The 15,210-nt window shown below is 69.5% G+C and carries 14 protein-coding genes and 1 tRNA gene; 11 read left to right on the top strand and 4 right to left on the bottom strand.

Annotated features, from left to right (window positions below; genetic code table 11):
- Positions 1-84: 84 nt before the first annotated feature.
- From ABD663_RS14515 to ABD663_RS14525, 3 genes are all read right to left on the bottom strand, one after another.
- The gene (locus ABD663_RS14515; protein ID WP_344739764.1) at positions 85-1,347 is read right to left on the bottom strand and encodes a sugar ABC transporter substrate-binding protein; all 1,263 of its coding nucleotides are present in this window, start codon (positions 1,345-1,347) and stop codon (positions 85-87) included.
- Positions 1,348-1,670: 323 nt separating this feature from the next.
- On the bottom strand, positions 1,671-3,047 hold the full coding sequence (locus ABD663_RS14520) for an NAD(P)/FAD-dependent oxidoreductase (protein WP_344739766.1): 1,377 nt from the start codon (positions 3,045-3,047) through the stop codon (positions 1,671-1,673).
- Positions 3,044-4,588, bottom strand: a complete 1,545-nt coding sequence (locus tag ABD663_RS14525; RefSeq protein WP_344739768.1) for a helix-turn-helix domain-containing protein — start codon at positions 4,586-4,588, stop codon at positions 3,044-3,046. The genes ABD663_RS14520 and ABD663_RS14525 overlap by 4 nt, the downstream gene beginning before the upstream one ends.
- Positions 4,589-4,691: 103 nt before the next feature.
- Here ABD663_RS14525 and gabT point away from each other — a divergent pair, with 103 nt between their 5' ends.
- The 11 genes from gabT (at position 4,692) to rplA (ending at position 14,842) form a co-directional block, all read left to right on the top strand.
- A complete protein-coding gene (gabT, locus tag ABD663_RS14530; protein WP_344739770.1) occupies positions 4,692-6,050 on the top strand; it encodes a 4-aminobutyrate--2-oxoglutarate transaminase in 1,359 nt (452 codons plus the stop codon).
- Positions 6,051-6,061: 11 nt separating this feature from the next.
- Positions 6,062-7,426: a flavin monoamine oxidase family protein gene (locus ABD663_RS14535; RefSeq protein ID WP_344739772.1), complete on the top strand. Its 1,365-nt coding sequence runs from the start codon at positions 6,062-6,064 to the stop codon at positions 7,424-7,426.
- Entirely contained in the window at positions 7,423-8,313 is an 891-nt protein-coding gene (locus ABD663_RS14540; RefSeq protein ID WP_344739774.1) for a universal stress protein, read from the top strand. The genes ABD663_RS14535 and ABD663_RS14540 overlap by 4 nt, the downstream gene beginning before the upstream one ends.
- Positions 8,310-9,854 carry an APC family permease gene (locus ABD663_RS14545; protein ID WP_344739776.1) on the top strand — a complete coding sequence of 515 codons (1,545 nt, stop codon included), beginning with the start codon at positions 8,310-8,312 and terminating at the stop codon, positions 9,852-9,854. The genes ABD663_RS14540 and ABD663_RS14545 overlap by 4 nt, the downstream gene beginning before the upstream one ends.
- Before the next feature lie 43 nt (positions 9,855-9,897).
- A complete protein-coding gene (locus tag ABD663_RS14550) occupies positions 9,898-11,256 on the top strand; it encodes an NAD-dependent succinate-semialdehyde dehydrogenase (RefSeq protein ID WP_344739778.1) in 1,359 nt (452 codons plus the stop codon).
- Between the two features lie 145 nt (positions 11,257-11,401).
- A complete protein-coding gene (locus ABD663_RS14555) occupies positions 11,402-11,842 on the top strand; it encodes a pyridoxamine 5'-phosphate oxidase family protein (RefSeq protein ID WP_344739780.1) in 441 nt (146 codons plus the stop codon).
- A gap of 182 nt (positions 11,843-12,024) precedes the next feature.
- A tRNA-Trp gene (locus ABD663_RS14560) sits at positions 12,025-12,097 on the top strand.
- Positions 12,098-12,142: 45 nt separating this feature from the next.
- Positions 12,143-12,406 carry a preprotein translocase subunit SecE gene (gene secE / locus ABD663_RS14565; protein WP_344740258.1) on the top strand — a complete coding sequence of 88 codons (264 nt, stop codon included), beginning with the start codon at positions 12,143-12,145 and terminating at the stop codon, positions 12,404-12,406.
- Positions 12,407-12,462: 56 nt separating this feature from the next.
- The gene (gene nusG, locus ABD663_RS14570; RefSeq protein ID WP_344739781.1) at positions 12,463-13,602 is read left to right on the top strand and encodes a transcription termination/antitermination protein NusG; all 1,140 of its coding nucleotides are present in this window, start codon (positions 12,463-12,465) and stop codon (positions 13,600-13,602) included.
- Between the two features lie 101 nt (positions 13,603-13,703).
- Entirely contained in the window at positions 13,704-14,135 is a 432-nt protein-coding gene (gene rplK, locus ABD663_RS14575) for a 50S ribosomal protein L11 (protein WP_344739783.1), read from the top strand.
- Between the two features lie 14 nt (positions 14,136-14,149).
- Positions 14,150-14,842, top strand: a complete 693-nt coding sequence (gene rplA, locus ABD663_RS14580; RefSeq protein ID WP_344739785.1) for a 50S ribosomal protein L1 — start codon at positions 14,150-14,152, stop codon at positions 14,840-14,842.
- Positions 14,843-14,903: 61 nt separating this feature from the next.
- Here rplA and ABD663_RS14585 read toward each other — a convergent pair whose 3' ends face one another.
- Entirely contained in the window at positions 14,904-15,182 is a 279-nt protein-coding gene (locus ABD663_RS14585) for an acylphosphatase (protein ID WP_344739787.1), read from the bottom strand.
- Between the last annotated feature and the right edge of the window lie 28 nt (positions 15,183-15,210).

Genomic DNA, 15,210 nt, shown 5'->3' on the forward strand with positions numbered 1-15,210 from the left:
CGCCGGCACGCGGGGGGAGCGGCGACGCGGCGGGGCCGCGGAATCGACGGTAGTCATCGGGATGCCTGGTCGTCGGCGGCGGGTCTATTGACCCGTGCCGATCGAGGACGCCTGCTGCTGGATCGTCGCGATCGCGTCGGCGGGGCTGGTGTCGCCTCGGGTGGCCTTCTCCAGCTCTTGGTCGATGACCGCGGACACCTGAGCCCAGGTGGGGATGGCGGGGGGCGCCTTCGAGTCCTGCAGCTGCTCGCCGAAGACGCTCAGGTACGGATCCTCAGCGAAGGTCGGGTCCTCCCACGCGGCCTGGACGCTCGGCAGATCGGTCGAGATCTCGTACCACGCCAGCTGCGTCTCGGGCTGGCTGAGCCAGCGGACGAACTTCCACGCGGCATCGCGATTGTCCGAGTCGTCGAAGACGGCCAGGTTGCCGCCGCCGGTGAAGCTCGTGCGACTGTCCGCGCCCGGGACCATGGCCACCCCGAACTTGTCGGCGAAGTCTTCACCGCCCTGTTCGAGGAGCAGACCCACATGGAACGGTCCGCTGTAGAAGGCGCCGACCTCGCCGTTGATGAACGCCTGTTCGATCTCGCCGCCCTCCAGGCGACGCGGCTCGGCGATGCCGTCTTCGAAGAAGCTCGTGTAGAAGCTGAACGCCTCCTCCCATTCGGGTGTGTCGAACGTGAACTCGGTGCCGTCTTCGGCGAGGATGTCGCCGCCCTGCTGCCAGGCCAAGGGGGCGACGTACTGCCAGGAGTCGAAGCCTCCCGGGGGCAGCGAGACACCCCAGTCGGCTCCGGCCTCTTGGAGTGCTCGAGTGAATTCGGTGTACTCGTCCCACGTCGTCGGCGGCTCGACACCGGCCTGCTCCGCGAGATCGGTTCGGTAGTAGAGCACGCGGGTGTCGACGTACCACGGCACTCCGTACGCGACGTCGTCCACGACGGCCGTCTCCCACGAGCCTTCGAAGAAGGACGACTCGTCCACCACACCGTCCGGCGTCGGTTCGAAGGCGCCGGTGGATGCGAACTCTCCCACCCACGTGGTGCCGAGCATGGTGACATCGGGTGTCTCGCCGCCCGCGATCGCCGTGGCGATGCGGTCGTGCGCACTCTCCCACGGCACCGCCGTCACCTCGATCGAGACGTCGGGATTCTCCTCTTCGAAGCTCGCCGCGAGCTCGTCGAGCACCTCGCCCTCGTTGCCCATCGCCCACACCTCGACGGTGCCGGTCGCGGGCTGGTCGTCGATCGCCTCTCCGCCCGCGTTCGTGCCTCCGCTCGGCGCGTCGCTGCGGCCGCAGCCGGCGAGCACGAGCGCGCCCGACAGCGCGAGCGCTCCGGCGGCCATCCAGCGAATGCTCGTGGTCCTGTCTGTCCTGATCATCGGTCTGACGCCTCCATTGGTCGTTACCGCTTCCGGCGGCTCTGCCTGGGTCGTGCGATGGCGCGCAGGGCGCCTGTCGAGATGGTACTTCAAAAACCTGACATATGAAAGGTATTCGCGATGGACTGATCCGTGGACGCCAGAATGCCGGGATCGGGCGGTCGTGCGGGTGGTCTGGCGCACCGCCCGATTCACTGCTAGTCGAGGCGGGTCGCCCGGCGTGGGCGCCACCGACGTCGACGAGTTCGTCGGGGGGCACGCCGCGCGCTGAGCCGGGAGGCGGGGCGTCAGCGCCCGGCGACCCACCCGGCGACGGCGGCCGGCCACGCCGTGCGCGAGGAGCGGCCGGATGCCTCGATGCGGTCGGCGGTGCGGTACGCGGCGTAGATGGCCTGCACGGCGACCCAGCGCAGCGGCTCGACCTCCCATCTCTTCGCGCGGTGCCCCACCCAGGGGAGTCGCACGAGGCCGGTGTCGCGCCCGAGCACGAGGTCGGCGAGCGTGCGCCCGGCGAGGTTCGTCGCGGTGACGCCGGTTCCGACGTACCCGCCGGCCCACCCGAGCCCGCTCGTGCGGTCCAAGCCCACGGTCGCCGCCCAGTCGCGGGGCACGCCGAGCACGCCCGCCCATGCGTGGTCGATCGCCGCGTCCGCCGTGCCTGGGAAGAAGTCGCGCAGCAGCGCGCTGAGCGACGCGATCGTGCGTTGCTGCGTGCGCCCGTCGGCGTCGACGCGCGAGCCGTAGCGGTAGGGCACGCCGCGGCCGCCGAACGCGATGCGGTCGTCGGCGGTGCGCTGGGCGTACATGTACACATGCGCGTAGTCGCCCAGTGTCTCGCGGCCGGCCCACCCCGCGGCATCCCAGAACGACGACGGAAGCGGCTCGGTCACGATCATCGACGAGTTCATCGGCAGCCAGGTGCGGTGCTCGCCGGCGAGATCGGGTGTGAAGCCCTCGGTCGCGCGCAGCACGTGGGTCGCTCGCACGGTTCCGCGATCGGTCGCCGCGCGACCCGGCTCGATGCGCACGACGCGGGTCTGCTCGTGGATGACGACGCCGCGCCGCTCGACGGCCGCGGCGAGGCCGCGCACCAGCTTGCCGGGATGGATGCGCGCGCAATGCGGATGCCACGTCGCGCCCAGCGTGCCCGCAACGCCGATGCGGGATGCCGCGGCCGAGGCATCCAGGTACTCCAGGTCGGTGTGCGCCCAGCCCTGCTCGTCACCGACGTGGGCCCGCATGCGGGCGAGCTGCGCGGGTGTGCGGGCGACCTCGAACTCGCCCCCCTTCGCGATGTCGGCGTCGATGCCCTCGCTGTCGGCCACGGCGATGACCTCGTCGACGGTCTCGTTGAGCGCGCGCTGCTGGGCGTTCGCGGCCTCGACTCCGTGCGAGAGGGCATAGCGGTCGCGGCCGCCGGTCACCGCGTTCGTGAGCCAGCCGCCGTTGCGCCCCGAGGCGCCGAACCCGGCGAAGCGCTGTTCGAGCACGGACACGCGCAGGTCGGGCTGCAGGGTCTTCAGGTAGTACGCCGTCCACAGGCCGGTGAAGCCGGCTCCCACGATCGCGACGTCGACGTCGATGTCGCCGGGCAGCGGCTGCCGCGGCTCGGGCGCTCCGCCGAGGTCACGCCACCACCACGAGATCTCGCCGTTCGCCGTCATCGTACGGCCCTCTCGTCGAGGGCGCGCAGTGCGGCCCACAGCTCGGCCCGCACGGCGAACGTGCCGAGATCGCGGTGCAGCAGCCGCTCGGCGAGAGCCAGCCTCGCCCGCACCGTGTGGCGGTGCACCCCCAGCGCGCGTGCGGTGGCTTCATGCGAGCAATCGTTGTCGAGCCACCCTCGCAGCGTCGCGAGGAGGAGGGTGCCCTCCGCCGAGTCGTGGTCGCGCAGCGGCGCGAGTTCGGCGGCGGCGAGGGCGGCCGCATCCGGGCTCAGCGCCGACAGCACGCCCGTGCGGGCGATCTCGGCGAACGTCGTCACCGCCGCGGTGCCGCGATCGCGTGCCGCCGTGGCCTGGCCGATCGCTCCGGCGAAGGCGTCGTAGCCGCCGGGATCGGAGATCCCGATGCGGATGTCGAAGCGCTCGGACAGCTCGCGGACGACCGTGCGCTCCTCGGCGGGGAAGACGATGACGATGCCGTCGTCGCCGCGACCGAAGAACAGCGCCCCGCGGCGTTCGTCGGCGCGCAGTTCGAGCAGGTCCGAGGCGGCCTCGACGCGCACGGCACGCGCATCGGTGACCGCCACGGCGATCGGCGCCGCAGGCAGCCCGCCCCACAGATCGCGGGCGATGCGGCGCGCCAGGGTCGTCTCGCCGGCGGCGAGCGCGCGCACCAGCCCCGACCGCAGCGCACCGCGCGCGCGGCTCAGGCTCTGCTGCTGCTCGAGCGCGAGCCCGGCCATCGCGATCACGGCGGTGACCACGTCGCGGCCCTCGCGGTCGAGGTCTCCGGCCGCGATGGCGATCACGCCGCGCAGCCGGCCGCCGCGGCCGAGGGTCTGCAGGCTGAACGACGTGTCGCCGACGGTGAGCGTCGAGGCGGCTCGGGCGCCGCGGCGCAGCACGCCGCCGACGTGCTCGTGCAGGTCGTCCGCCGTCTCCGCGCCCAGTGCGCCGGGCGGGTGCTGACGCACGAGTTCGCCCGCCGCGTCGTACATGCCGACCCACGCTCCGAGCTGCTTGGCGAGTTCGGCGAGGGTGGCGCCGAGACCGTCGGGGCGAAGCGCGGCCAGCGCGATGGCCCGCTGCGCGGCGAGCGCCCAGGTGCGTCGGGCATATGCCTCGGCGGCGATGGCCTCGGCGTTGGCCCGCGCGACGGCGATGAACGGGGTGCGGTAGGGCACTTCGAACAGAGGCATCCGCTGCGCGCGGCACGCATCGGCGAGGGCATCGGGAATGCCGGTCCGCGCGACCTCGGTGCCGAACCCGAGGCCGAGCAGACCACGGCCGGCGAGGCGGCTGACGTACGCGTCGTACTCGGCCGCGTCGGCGGACTCGCCGAACTGCGTGCCGGTGGTGAGCAGGACCATGCCCTCGGACAGGAACGGCGTGGGGTCGGCGAGGTCGCTGGAGTGGATCCAGCGCAGCTCGGCGTCGAGCGAGCGGGGGTCGAGGTCTGCGGGATCGTGCTGCAGCCGCAGGCCCAGATCCGGGCGGGCGAGCAGGGCCCGCAGCGTCGGCGGGTCGGACGGACGGGGCATGCGATCCTCGAGGTCACCGGGTGTACCGGACGTACAGCAGTGTAGCCAGAATGTACAGCACGTCAGGTGCTCGGGTCGCGCGCTCGTGGGTACGCTCCCGAGCATGACCGCTGTCGACACCGCCGTGAACACGCCCCTGGGTGGCCCGAGTCTGCCGCAGGAGCGGCGCCTGGTCACCAGCATCCCCGGTCCGCGCTCGCAGGAGCTTCTGGCGCGCAAGGCCGCCGCCGTCGCGTCGGGCGTCGGGCACACCGCCCCGATCGAGGCCGTCGCCGCCGGAGGCGGGGTCGTCGTCGATGCCGACGGCAACTCGCTCATCGATCTCGGCTCGGGCATCGCCGTGACCAGCGTCGGCAACGCGCATCCGAAGGTCGTCGAGGCGGTGCAGGCGCAGGTGGCGCAGTTCACCCACACGTGCTTCATGGTGTCGCCGTACGAGTCGTACGTCGCCGTCGCCGAGGCCCTCAACCGCATCACGCCCGGAACCCACGCCAAGAAGAGCGCGCTGTTCAACTCGGGCGCCGAGGCGGTCGAGAACGCGGTCAAGATCGCCCGCAAGTTCACCGGCAAGCAGGCCGTCGTCGCCTTCGACCACGGCTACCACGGCCGCACCAACCTGACGATGGCGCTGACCGCCAAGTCGATGCCGTACAAGAGCGGTTTCGGCCCGTTCGCCTCGGAGGTCTACCGGGCGCCGCTGTCGTACCCGTTCCGCGACGGTCTGTCCGGGGCGGACGCCGCCGCGCGCGCGATCACGGTCATCGAGAAGCAGGTCGGAGCCGACAACCTCGCGGCCGTCATCATCGAGCCCATCCAGGGGGAAGGCGGCTTCATCGTCCCCGCCGAGGGGTTCCTGAACGCGATCGTGGACTGGTGCCGCGCGAACGGCGTGGTCTTCATCGCCGACGAGATCCAGACCGGCTTCGCGCGCACCGGGGCGATGTTCGCGTCGCAGCGCTTCGGCATCGAACCCGACCTCATCACGACGGCGAAGGGGATCGCCGGTGGACTTCCCCTCGCCGCGGTGACCGGCCGCGCCGAGATCATGGACGCCACGCACACCGGTGGTCTCGGCGGCACCTACGGCGGCAACCCGGTCGCGTGCGCCGCGGCGCTCGCGAGCATCGACGCCTACGAGTCCGAAGACCTCGCTGCCCGCGCCGACCAGATCGGATCGGTCCTGACGGCGCGGCTGGCCGAGCTGCAGGCATCCGACCCGCGCATCGGCGATGTGCGCGGCCTCGGCGCGATGATCGCCGCCGAGTTCGTCGACCCCGAGACGGGTGCGCCGGATGCCGCGCTGACGGCCACCGTCGCCAAGGCCTGCATCGCCGAAGGCATCATCGTCCTCACGTGCGGAACGTACGGCAATGTCATCCGCTTCCTGCCGCCACTGACCATCGGCGACGCGCTGCTGAACGAGGCGCTCGACGTGGTCGCCGCGGCGCTGGCCGCGGCGTGAACGGGGGAGACATGGAGGATCTGACGCGGGACGTCGTCATCGTCGGAGCGGGAGCCGCCGGGCTCACCGCAGCCAACGAGCTGAAGAAGGCCGGGCTGTCGGTCCTCGTGCTCGAATCGCGCGATCGTGTGGGCGGGCGCCTGTGGACCGATGTCGTCGACGGCGCGATGCTCGAGATCGGCGGTCAGTGGGTCTCACCAGATCAGGAAGCGCTGATCGAGACCATCGCCGACCTGGGTCTCGAGACGTACAGCCGCTATCGCGAGGGCGAGTCCGTCTACATCGGGCGCGACGGCGCGCTCACCCGCTTCACCGGCGAGATCTTCCCCGTCGCCCCCGAGACCGAGGCCGAGATCGTCCGCCTCATCGGGATGCTCGACGCCCTGGTGGCCGAGGTCGATCCGGATCGGCCCTGGGAGCATCCGGATGCCGAAGAGCTCGACCGCGTCTCGTTCGAAGCGTGGCTCGAAGAGCAGACCGACGATCAGGAGGCGCGCGACAACATCGCGCTGTTCATCGCCGGTGCGATGCTCACCAAGCCCGCCTACGCGTTCTCCGCTCTCCAAGCGCTGCTGATGGCCGCGAGCGCCGGCAGCTTCAGCCATCTCGTCGACGCGGACTACATCCTCGACAAGCGCGTCGTCGGCGGGCTTCAGCAGGTTCCGCTGCTGCTGGCCGAACGGCTGGGATCGGACGTGCTGCTGGGCCAGCCCGTCAACACGATCCGCCGCGACGCCGACGACGCGGTGACCGTCATCACCGACAACGGCCTCACCGTGCACGCCCGGGCGGTGATCCTCGCGCATGCACCCGTGCTGTACCCGTGGATCGAGTTCGACCCGCCGCTGCCGCGCCTGAAGCAGCAGCTGCATCAGCACATCTCGATGGGCTTCGTCATCAAGGTGCATGCCGTGTACGAGCGGCCGTTCTGGCGGGATGCCGGACTCTCGGGCACCGCGTTCAGCCCGTACGAGATCTCCCACGAGGCCTACGACAACACCAATCACGGCGACCAGCGGGGCACCCTCGTGGGGTTCGTCTCCGACCGCAATGCAGACGATCTGTTCCGCGTGTCGGCCGACGAGCGCAAGGAGCGCATCCTCGAGTCGCTGTCGCACTATTTCGGCCCCGAGGCGAAGAGCCCGCTGGTGTATTTCGAGAGCGATTGGGGTGCCGAGGAATGGACACGCGGCGCCTACGCCGCGAGCTTCGACCTGGGTGGACTCGCCCGCTACGGTGCGGACCTGCGCACTCCCGTCGGGCCGATCCACTTCGCGTGCAGCGACATGGCCGGAGCCGGCTACCAGCACGTCGACGGCGCGATCCGCATGGGGCGCGTCGCCGCCGCCGCGATCGTCGAGCAGGTGCGCGCATGAGCGCTCCCGTCGTGGTGGGGTACACCGCGACGAAGGCGGGCAGCGATGCCCTCGCCCTCGCGACGCGGCTCGCTCGGGCATCCGGCGCCGAACTGCACAGCGTGATCGTGCTCCCCGCCGATACGCGCAGTGTCATCACGCCGCCGAAGTCGGGCTACGACCGCTACCTGCAGGACCAGGCGGACGCGTGGCTGGCCGACGCCGTGGCGGATCTGCCTGCGGGGCTCTCGCACGCCGAGCACGTGCGCTACGCCGATTCGTTCGGCGAAGGACTGCTGCAGGCCTCCCACGAGGTCGGCGCCGGTCACCTCGTCGTCGGCGGCGCCGACGGATCGCTGCGCGGCCGTCATCGCGTGGGCACGACCGCGGCGGAACTGGTCCACACCGCGGACGTCCCCGTCGTCCTCGTGCCCCGCGGTGCCCGCAAGACGCCGCTGAGTGCGGGCATCCCACGCCTCACGGTGGCTCTCGGAACCCGCCCGGGCGCCGATGAGGTGATGGCCGAGGCCGTCCGGCTGGCGACCGACACCGGTGCGCGCGTGCGGCTGCTCTCGCTGGTCACCGTCGACCTGCCCGCCACGGTCGACACCGGCGTGATCCGGGTCGCGGGCGCCGCCCACGCCCAGGACGTGCTCGCGCGCGCACAGTCCTCGCTGCCCGCCGACATCGACAGCCGTGTCGTCGTCGGCGACGGCGACAGCATCGAAGAGGCCGTCGCCGCACTCGACTGGGAGCCGGGCGAGCTCGTGCTCGTCGGCTCCAGCCGTCTCGCGCAGCCCAAGCGGCTGTTCCTCGGCTCGACGGCGACGAAGATGCTGCGTGAGCTGCCGGTGCCCATGATGGTCGTCCCGCGCTCGCGCGCGGCCGAAGGAGGTGACCCGTCGTGACCGAGACGACGAAGACCGGCGACCCGGTCGCCGGCGGCCTGTCGCAGAAGGGCCTCAGCGCCGGTACGGTCGGCCTCATCGGCGCCGTCGTCATCGGCATCTCGTGCATCGCGCCCGCCTACACGCTCACCGCCGCCCTCGGTCCGACCGTCTCTGAGGTCGGGTTCCAGGTGCCGGCGATCATCCTGCTCGGATTCATCCCGATGCTGCTGGTCGCGTTCGGCTATCGCGAGCTCAACCGGCAGATGCCCGACTCGGGCACATCGTTCACGTGGGCGGCGCGGGCGTTCGGCCCGTGGGTGGGCTGGATGGCCGGGTGGGGCCTGATCGCCGCGACGATCCTCGTGCTGTCGAACCTCGCAGGCATCGCCGTCGAGTTCCTGTTCCTGCTCATCGACCAGCTCGCCGGCAGCCCGGGCACGATCGCGGAACTCGCCTTCAACCCCTTCATTAACGTCGCGGTGTGCCTGCTGTTCATGCTGGGCGCGACCGTGATCTCCTACCGGGACATGCAGACCACCCAGAAGCTGCAGTATGTGCTGGTCAGTTTCCAGGTGCTGGTGCTCCTCGTCTTCTCCGTCGCCGCGATCGTCCATGTCGTCAACGGCACCGCGTTCGATGCCAGCCCGGTCGAAGCATCCTGGTTCAACCCGTTCGACGTCGCCACCCCGCTCGCGGTGGTCGCCGGTCTGTCGTTGTCGATCTTCATCTTCTGGGGATGGGACGTCACCCTCACGATGAACGAGGAGACGAAGGACCCCGAGCGCACGCCGGGGCGCGCCGCCACCCTCACCGTCATCACGATCGTGAGCCTGTATCTGCTGATCTCGGTGTCTCTGCTCGCGTTCGCCGGGATCGGCGAGGGCGGCCTGGGCCTGGGCAATCCCGACATCCAGGCGAACGTCTTCTTCTACCTGTCCGGCCCGATTCTCGGCCCGCTGGCGTTCCTCGTATCGCTCGCCGTGCTGACCAGTTCGGCGTCCTCGCTGCAGTCGACGTTCGTCTCGCCCGCTCGTACCCTGCTGGCGATGGGGCACTACGGGGCGCTGCCGAAGAAGTTCGCCGAGGTGAACCCCCGTTTCTTCACGCCGGGCTTCGCGACGATCGTCTCGGCCGTGGTGGCATCCGTCTTCTACGCCGTCATGCGATTCATCAACGAGAACGTGCTGTGGGACACGATCACCACGCTCGGCATCATGATCTGCTTCTACTACGGCATCACGGCGTTCGCGTGCGTGTGGTACTTCCGCCACCAGTGGTTCGACTCGGTGCGGTCCTTCTTCTTCACGCTGCTGTTCCCGCTGGTGGGCGGCGTCATCCTGTTCGCGCTGTTCGTGATCACGCTTGTGGAGAGCCTCGACCCCGACTACGGCAGCGGCACCGAGTGGTTCGGCGTCGGCAGTGTGTTCGTGCTCGGGGTCGTGATCATCGGGCTCGGGCTCATCATCATGGTCTGGCAGGCGATGAAGCGTCCGGCCTTCTTCCGCGGCGAGACACTTTCTCTCGAAGCTCCCGAAAGCCTGCGGCGCACCCGGCGCTGAAGGCAGACTTGACACATCCACCCAACCGATCGGAGACCTGAGCATGAGCTACGCAGTCGTGAACCCTGCGACCGGCGAGACCGAGGCGACGTATCCCACGCTGACCGACGCAGAGGTCGAGTCGGCGCTGGCCACCGCCCACGCCGCATACGGAGCCTGGCGCGAGACCGACGTCGCCGAGCGTGCGCGTCTGATCCGCCGCGTCGCCGAACTGCACCGCGAGCGCCGCGACGAGCTGTCGGCGATCATCGTGCGCGAAATGGGCAAGCCGCTCGCCGCCGCCGAGGGCGAGGTCGACTTCGCCGCCGACATCACCGAGTTCTACGCCGACAACGCCGAGGCGATCACCAAGGATCAGCCGCTCGACATCCTCGGCGAGGGCACCGCCGTCGTCCGCAAGGCGCCGCTGGGCGTGTTGCTGGGTATCATGCCGTGGAACTTCCCCTACTACCAGGTCGCCCGCTTCGCGGCGCCGAACATCGTGCTCGGCAACACGATCGTGCTCAAGCACGCCGAGCAGTGCCCCGAGTCGGCCGCGGCGATCGCCCGCATCTACGCCGACGCAGGCTTGCCCGAGGGCGTCTACACGAACGTGTACGTCTCGCACGAGCAGGCCGCGGGCATCATCGCCGACCCGCGCGTGCAGGGCGTGTCGGTGACCGGCTCCGAGCGCGCCGGCGCTGCCGTCGCCGAGGTCGCAGGTCGCAACCTCAAGAAGGTCGCGCTCGAACTCGGCGGGTCCGACCCGTTCATCGTGCTGTCCACCGATGACCTCGACGCCACCGTGGATGCCGCGGTCGAGGCCCGTATGGACAACAACGGCCAGTCCTGCAACGCCCCGAAGCGCTTCATCATCGCCGACGACATCTACGACGCGTTCGTCGAGAAGTTCACCGCTGCGATGACCGGCACCAAGATGGGCGACCCCTTCGCGGAGGACACGCTGCTGGGCCCGCTCTCGTCGCTGAAGGCGGCCGAAGGCCTCCAGGCCCAGATCGACAACGCCGTCGCGCAGGGCGCCACTCTCGTCGCCGGCGGGACGCGCGATGGCGCGTACTACACGCCGACGGTGCTCACGGGCGTCACGAAGGACATGGACGTCTACGGGCAGGAGCTGTTCGGCCCCGCCGGAGTGGTGTACCGCGTCTCGAGCGAAGACGAGGCGGTCGCGCTCGCGAACGACACCACCTACGGGCTCGGGTCGTACGTGTACACGACAGACCCCGAGCAGGCCGAGCGCGTCGCGAACCGCATCGACGCGGGCATGGTCTACGTCAACTGCGTGCTCGCCGACTCGCCCGAGCTGCCCTTCGGGGGTGTCAAGCGCTCCGGCACCTCACGCGAGATGGGCCTGCTGGCCGCCGACGAGTTCGTGAACAAGAAGCTCATCCGCATCGCCTGAGAAGAGGCATCCGCCACGAGTCGACACGGTTCGCGCGAGTCGACACATCCGCCGCGTCCGAGACGTGTCGGCTCGCGCGCAATGTCACGATCGACGGTGCCGTCGAGTCTGTTCCACAGGCCCGGTGGCGTCGTAGGCTGGCTGCATGGCTGACGACGGCTCGGGACCGGTGACCGTACTCGATGACGACGGATGCTGGGAGCATCTGGGCAGACACGAACTCGGACGTCTGGTGACCCGGGTGGGGGATGTGCTCGACATCTTCCCCGTGAACTACGTCGTCGATGGGCAAGAGATCGTCTTCCGCACCGGTCAGGGCAGCAAGCTCGTCGAGTTGACCGTCAACGACGAGGTGCTCTTCGAGGTCGACGACTATACCGACGACGCCGCGTGGAGCGTGGTCGTGCGTGGGCACGCCCGCGCCCTGGACTCGTCGACGGAGGTCGAGGCGGCGGACGGCCTGGGCCTGAAGCCCTGGATTCCGACCCTCAAGTACGTCTACGTGCGCATCACCCCTCACTCGTTGTCGGGGCGCGCGTTCGGGCGCGGCCCGGAGCCCGACCGCTACGGCGTGCAGCAGTACTGATCCGTGCATCCTGAAGGCTGCGCGGCCGCCCACGGGGATTCGTCGGGCCCCGCGGGCATGCCGTACACTGGGGGATGCAGTTGAAGTCTGCATTCTTTCGCCGTGCCCGCGAACGGGCAGAGCCCCCTGACTCTCGAGGACACGGCAGAGGACTGCGGACATCCCGAGGCCTCACGGCCTTTAGGGCGGTAGCTCAATTGGCAGAGCAGCGGTCTCCAAAACCGCAGGTTGCAGGTTCGATTCCTGTCCGCCCTGCGCGTCAGCCGAAGCTGACTCACGGAAGGTAATCAGGTGGCATCGATGGTCCAGGACGAGCCGAACGGCGAGATCGTCGCCGGCGGCGGCGCGCCGCGCGAGAAGAAGCCCAACGTCTTCGCGCGTATCGCACTGTTCATCCGGCAGGTCTTCGCCGAGCTCCGCAAGGTCGTCACCCCGACGCGGCAGGAGCTGCTGAAGTACACGGCCGTGGTGCTGGGCTTCGTCGTGGTGATGATGGCCGTCGTGTACGGGCTGGATCTGCTGTTCGTGTGGGTCGCGACCGTCGTCTTCGGCGTACCGTCCTGAGACCTGACGCGGGGTCCGACGAGCGATCCGGCCCTGACGAAACGGAAGAGAACCAAGTGTCAGAAAGATATGTCGACGACGCCGATTGGGCGACGGCCGCAGAGCAGTCCTCCGAAGAGGACGAGGCTCAGGAGGGCAACATCCTGGCGGCCGAGATCCACGCGAGCGACGCCGCAGAGCATGTCGCCGTCCACGTCGTCGCCGACGGTGACGACGAGCAGGACGACGACGACTCCGATCTGGACGACATCGAGATCACGGACCCGGAGGCCGACGCGATCGTGAACGACGCCCTGAACATCGACGAGACCAATGAGGCCGAAGCCGCCGCCGAGGTGCTCAACGACTCGATCGCCGAGGAGGAGGCCGAGTACGAGGCCGCCCACGCCGACGACGTCACCCCCTACGACGGCCCGGACGTCAACGGCGATGAGGACCGCCCCGTGCTCGACGGCGAGTTCGTCGCCGAGGTGAACGCGGCCGCCACTGTCGTCGACGAGGTCGAGCAGTCGGTCTCGCCGGCGGATGCGGCGGAGGCGCCCGAGGACGAGGATGCCGCCGACGCCGATGAGGACCCGTACGAGGCCTTCCGCGCCGATCTGCGCATGCTGCCGGGCAAGTGGTACGTCATCCACTCCTACGCCGGTTTCGAGCGCAAGGTGAAGGCCAACATCGAGCAGCGCAAGTCGACGCTCGAGGTCGAAGAGGACATCTACCAGATCGAGGTCCCCATGGAGGACGTCGTCGAGATCAAGAACGGCCAGCGCAAGATGGTCACGCGCGTCCGGATCCCGGGCTACGTGCTCGTGCGCATGGAGCTCAACGAAGACACCTGGTCGGTCGTGCGCCACACGCCCGGCGTGACCGGATTCGTGGGCAACGCCCACAACCCCACGCCGCTGCGGTTCGAAGAGGCCTTCAACATGCTCAAGAGCCTCGTCGAGATCAAGGAGACCGCGCCTGCCAAGACGGGGGCTCCCGCGGGCAAGGGCGGTCAGCCCATTGCGCGCAGCGTCGTCACCGAGGTCGACTTCGAGGTCGGCGAGACCATCACGATCAAGGAGGGCTCGTTCGCGGGCCTTCCGGGCTCGATCAGCGAGATCAAGCCCGAGAGCGGCAAGCTCACCGTGCTCGTGTCGCTCTTCGAGCGCGAGACCCCCGTCGAGCTCTCGTTCGACCAGGTCACCAAGCAGTAGAGACATCCCCGGAGACGGGGTCAGAGACACCGCGTCCAGGAACGGCCTGGATCGCGGGAGAACCGGATGCCGCGGCATCCGATTCGACGAAAGGAAAACACATGGCACCGAAGAAGAAGGTGACCGGACTGATCAAACTCCAGATCAACGCCGGCGCCGCCAACCCGGCGCCGCCGATCGGGCCCGCGCTCGGTCAGCATGGCGTCAACATCATGGAGTTCTGCAAGGCGTACAACGCCGCGACCGAGTCGCAGCGCGGCAACGTCATCCCGGTCGAGATCACCGTCTACGAGGACCGCAGCTTCACGTTCATCCTCAAGACCCCGCCGGCCGCCGAGCTGATCAAGAAGGCTGCAGGCGTCCCCAAGGGCTCGTCGACCCCGCACACGACCAAGGTGGGCAAGCTCACCAAGGAGCAGGTGCGCCAGATCGCCGAGGCCAAGCAGCCCGACCTGAACGCGAATGACATCGAGGCAGCCTCGAAGATCATCGCCGGCACCGCCCGTTCCATGGGCATCACGGTCGAGGACTGAGGGGAGAAGAGAAGATGGCAACCAAGTCCAAGGCCTACAAGGCCTCTGCCGCCAAGATCGAGGCGGACAAGTTCTACACGCCGACCGAGGCTGTGGCCCTCGCGAAGCAGACCGGTTCGGGCAAGTTCGACTCCACCGTCGAGGTGGCGCTCAAGCTGTCGGTCGACCCCCGCAAGGCCGATCAGATGGTGCGTGGCACCGTCATCCTGCCCCACGGCACCGGCAAGACCGCTCGCGTCATCGTGTTCGCGACCGGCCCCGCCGCTGAGGCGGCGATCGCCGCGGGTGCCGATGAGGTCGGCGGCGCCGAGCTCATCGAGAAGGTCGCCGGCGGCTGGACCGCGTTCGACGCGGCCGTCTCGACCCCCGAGCTCATGGGTCAGGTCGGTCGCCTCGGCAAGGTGCTGGGTCCGCGCGGCCTCATGCCGAACCCGAAGACCGGCACGGTGACCCCGAACCCGGCCAAGGCCGTCGAGGAGATCAAGGGCGGCAAGATCGAGTTCCGCGTCGACAAGCACGCCAACGTGCACTTCGTCGTCGGCAAGGCCTCGTTCACCGAGCAGCAGCTCGACGAGAACCTGCAGACCGCTCTCGACGAGATCGTGCGTCTGAAGCCGTCGAGCTCGAAGGGTCGCTACATCCAGAAGGGTGCCGTGTCGACCACGTTCGGCCCCGGCATCCCGCTGGACGTCAACGCGATCGGCTGATCCGCCTCACGAGAGATCCGCACGAAGGGCCCCACCCGATGGTGGGGCCCTTCGTCGTCGGTCAGCAGGTGTCGCGGACATCGAAGCCCCGCTCTGTGTGCGCGGGAGCGAGCTCGGTCACCCGAGCCGCGTCGACGCGCGACCCGGGCGGGCCCTTCGCCATCCATGCCAGCACCTCGTCGACGGCGGAATCCTCGCCCTCGACTTCGGACTCGACCGTGCCGTCGCGGCGGTTGCGCACCCAGCCGGTGACCCCGGCCTCGCGCGCGACGATGCGCAGGGTGTAGCGGTATCCGACGCCCTGGACGCTGCCCGACACCACTGCCTTCACCCGTCGCATGCCACCCATCGTGCCAGTGCGGACGGAT

Origin of the sequence: Microbacterium awajiense (assembly GCF_039536545.1) — a bacterium.
Classification (GTDB): Bacteria; Actinomycetota; Actinomycetes; order Actinomycetales; family Microbacteriaceae; genus Microbacterium; species Microbacterium awajiense.

What these genes read in the sequence shown, in the direction of transcription:
- ABD663_RS14515 (WP_344739764.1), bottom strand. Translation starts at nt 1,347, where the DNA reads ATGGCCGCCGGAGCGCTCGCGCTGTCGGGCGCGCTCGTGCTCGCCGGC.
- ABD663_RS14520 (WP_344739766.1), bottom strand. Translation starts at nt 3,047, where the DNA reads ATGACGGCGAACGGCGAGATCTCGTGGTGGTGGCGTGACCTCGGCGGA.
- ABD663_RS14525 (WP_344739768.1), bottom strand. Translation starts at nt 4,588, where the DNA reads ATGCCCCGTCCGTCCGACCCGCCGACGCTGCGGGCCCTGCTCGCCCGC.
- gabT (WP_344739770.1), top strand. Translation starts at nt 4,692, where the DNA reads ATGACCGCTGTCGACACCGCCGTGAACACGCCCCTGGGTGGCCCGAGT.
- ABD663_RS14535 (WP_344739772.1), top strand. Translation starts at nt 6,062, where the DNA reads ATGGAGGATCTGACGCGGGACGTCGTCATCGTCGGAGCGGGAGCCGCC.
- ABD663_RS14540 (WP_344739774.1), top strand. Translation starts at nt 7,423, where the DNA reads ATGAGCGCTCCCGTCGTGGTGGGGTACACCGCGACGAAGGCGGGCAGC.
- ABD663_RS14550 (WP_344739778.1), top strand. Translation starts at nt 9,898, where the DNA reads ATGAGCTACGCAGTCGTGAACCCTGCGACCGGCGAGACCGAGGCGACG.
- ABD663_RS14555 (WP_344739780.1), top strand. Translation starts at nt 11,402, where the DNA reads ATGGCTGACGACGGCTCGGGACCGGTGACCGTACTCGATGACGACGGA.
- secE (WP_344740258.1), top strand. Translation starts at nt 12,143, where the DNA reads ATGGTCCAGGACGAGCCGAACGGCGAGATCGTCGCCGGCGGCGGCGCG.
- rplK (WP_344739783.1), top strand. Translation starts at nt 13,704, where the DNA reads ATGGCACCGAAGAAGAAGGTGACCGGACTGATCAAACTCCAGATCAAC.
- rplA (WP_344739785.1), top strand. Translation starts at nt 14,150, where the DNA reads ATGGCAACCAAGTCCAAGGCCTACAAGGCCTCTGCCGCCAAGATCGAG.
- ABD663_RS14585 (WP_344739787.1), bottom strand. Translation starts at nt 15,182, where the DNA reads ATGCGACGGGTGAAGGCAGTGGTGTCGGGCAGCGTCCAGGGCGTCGGA.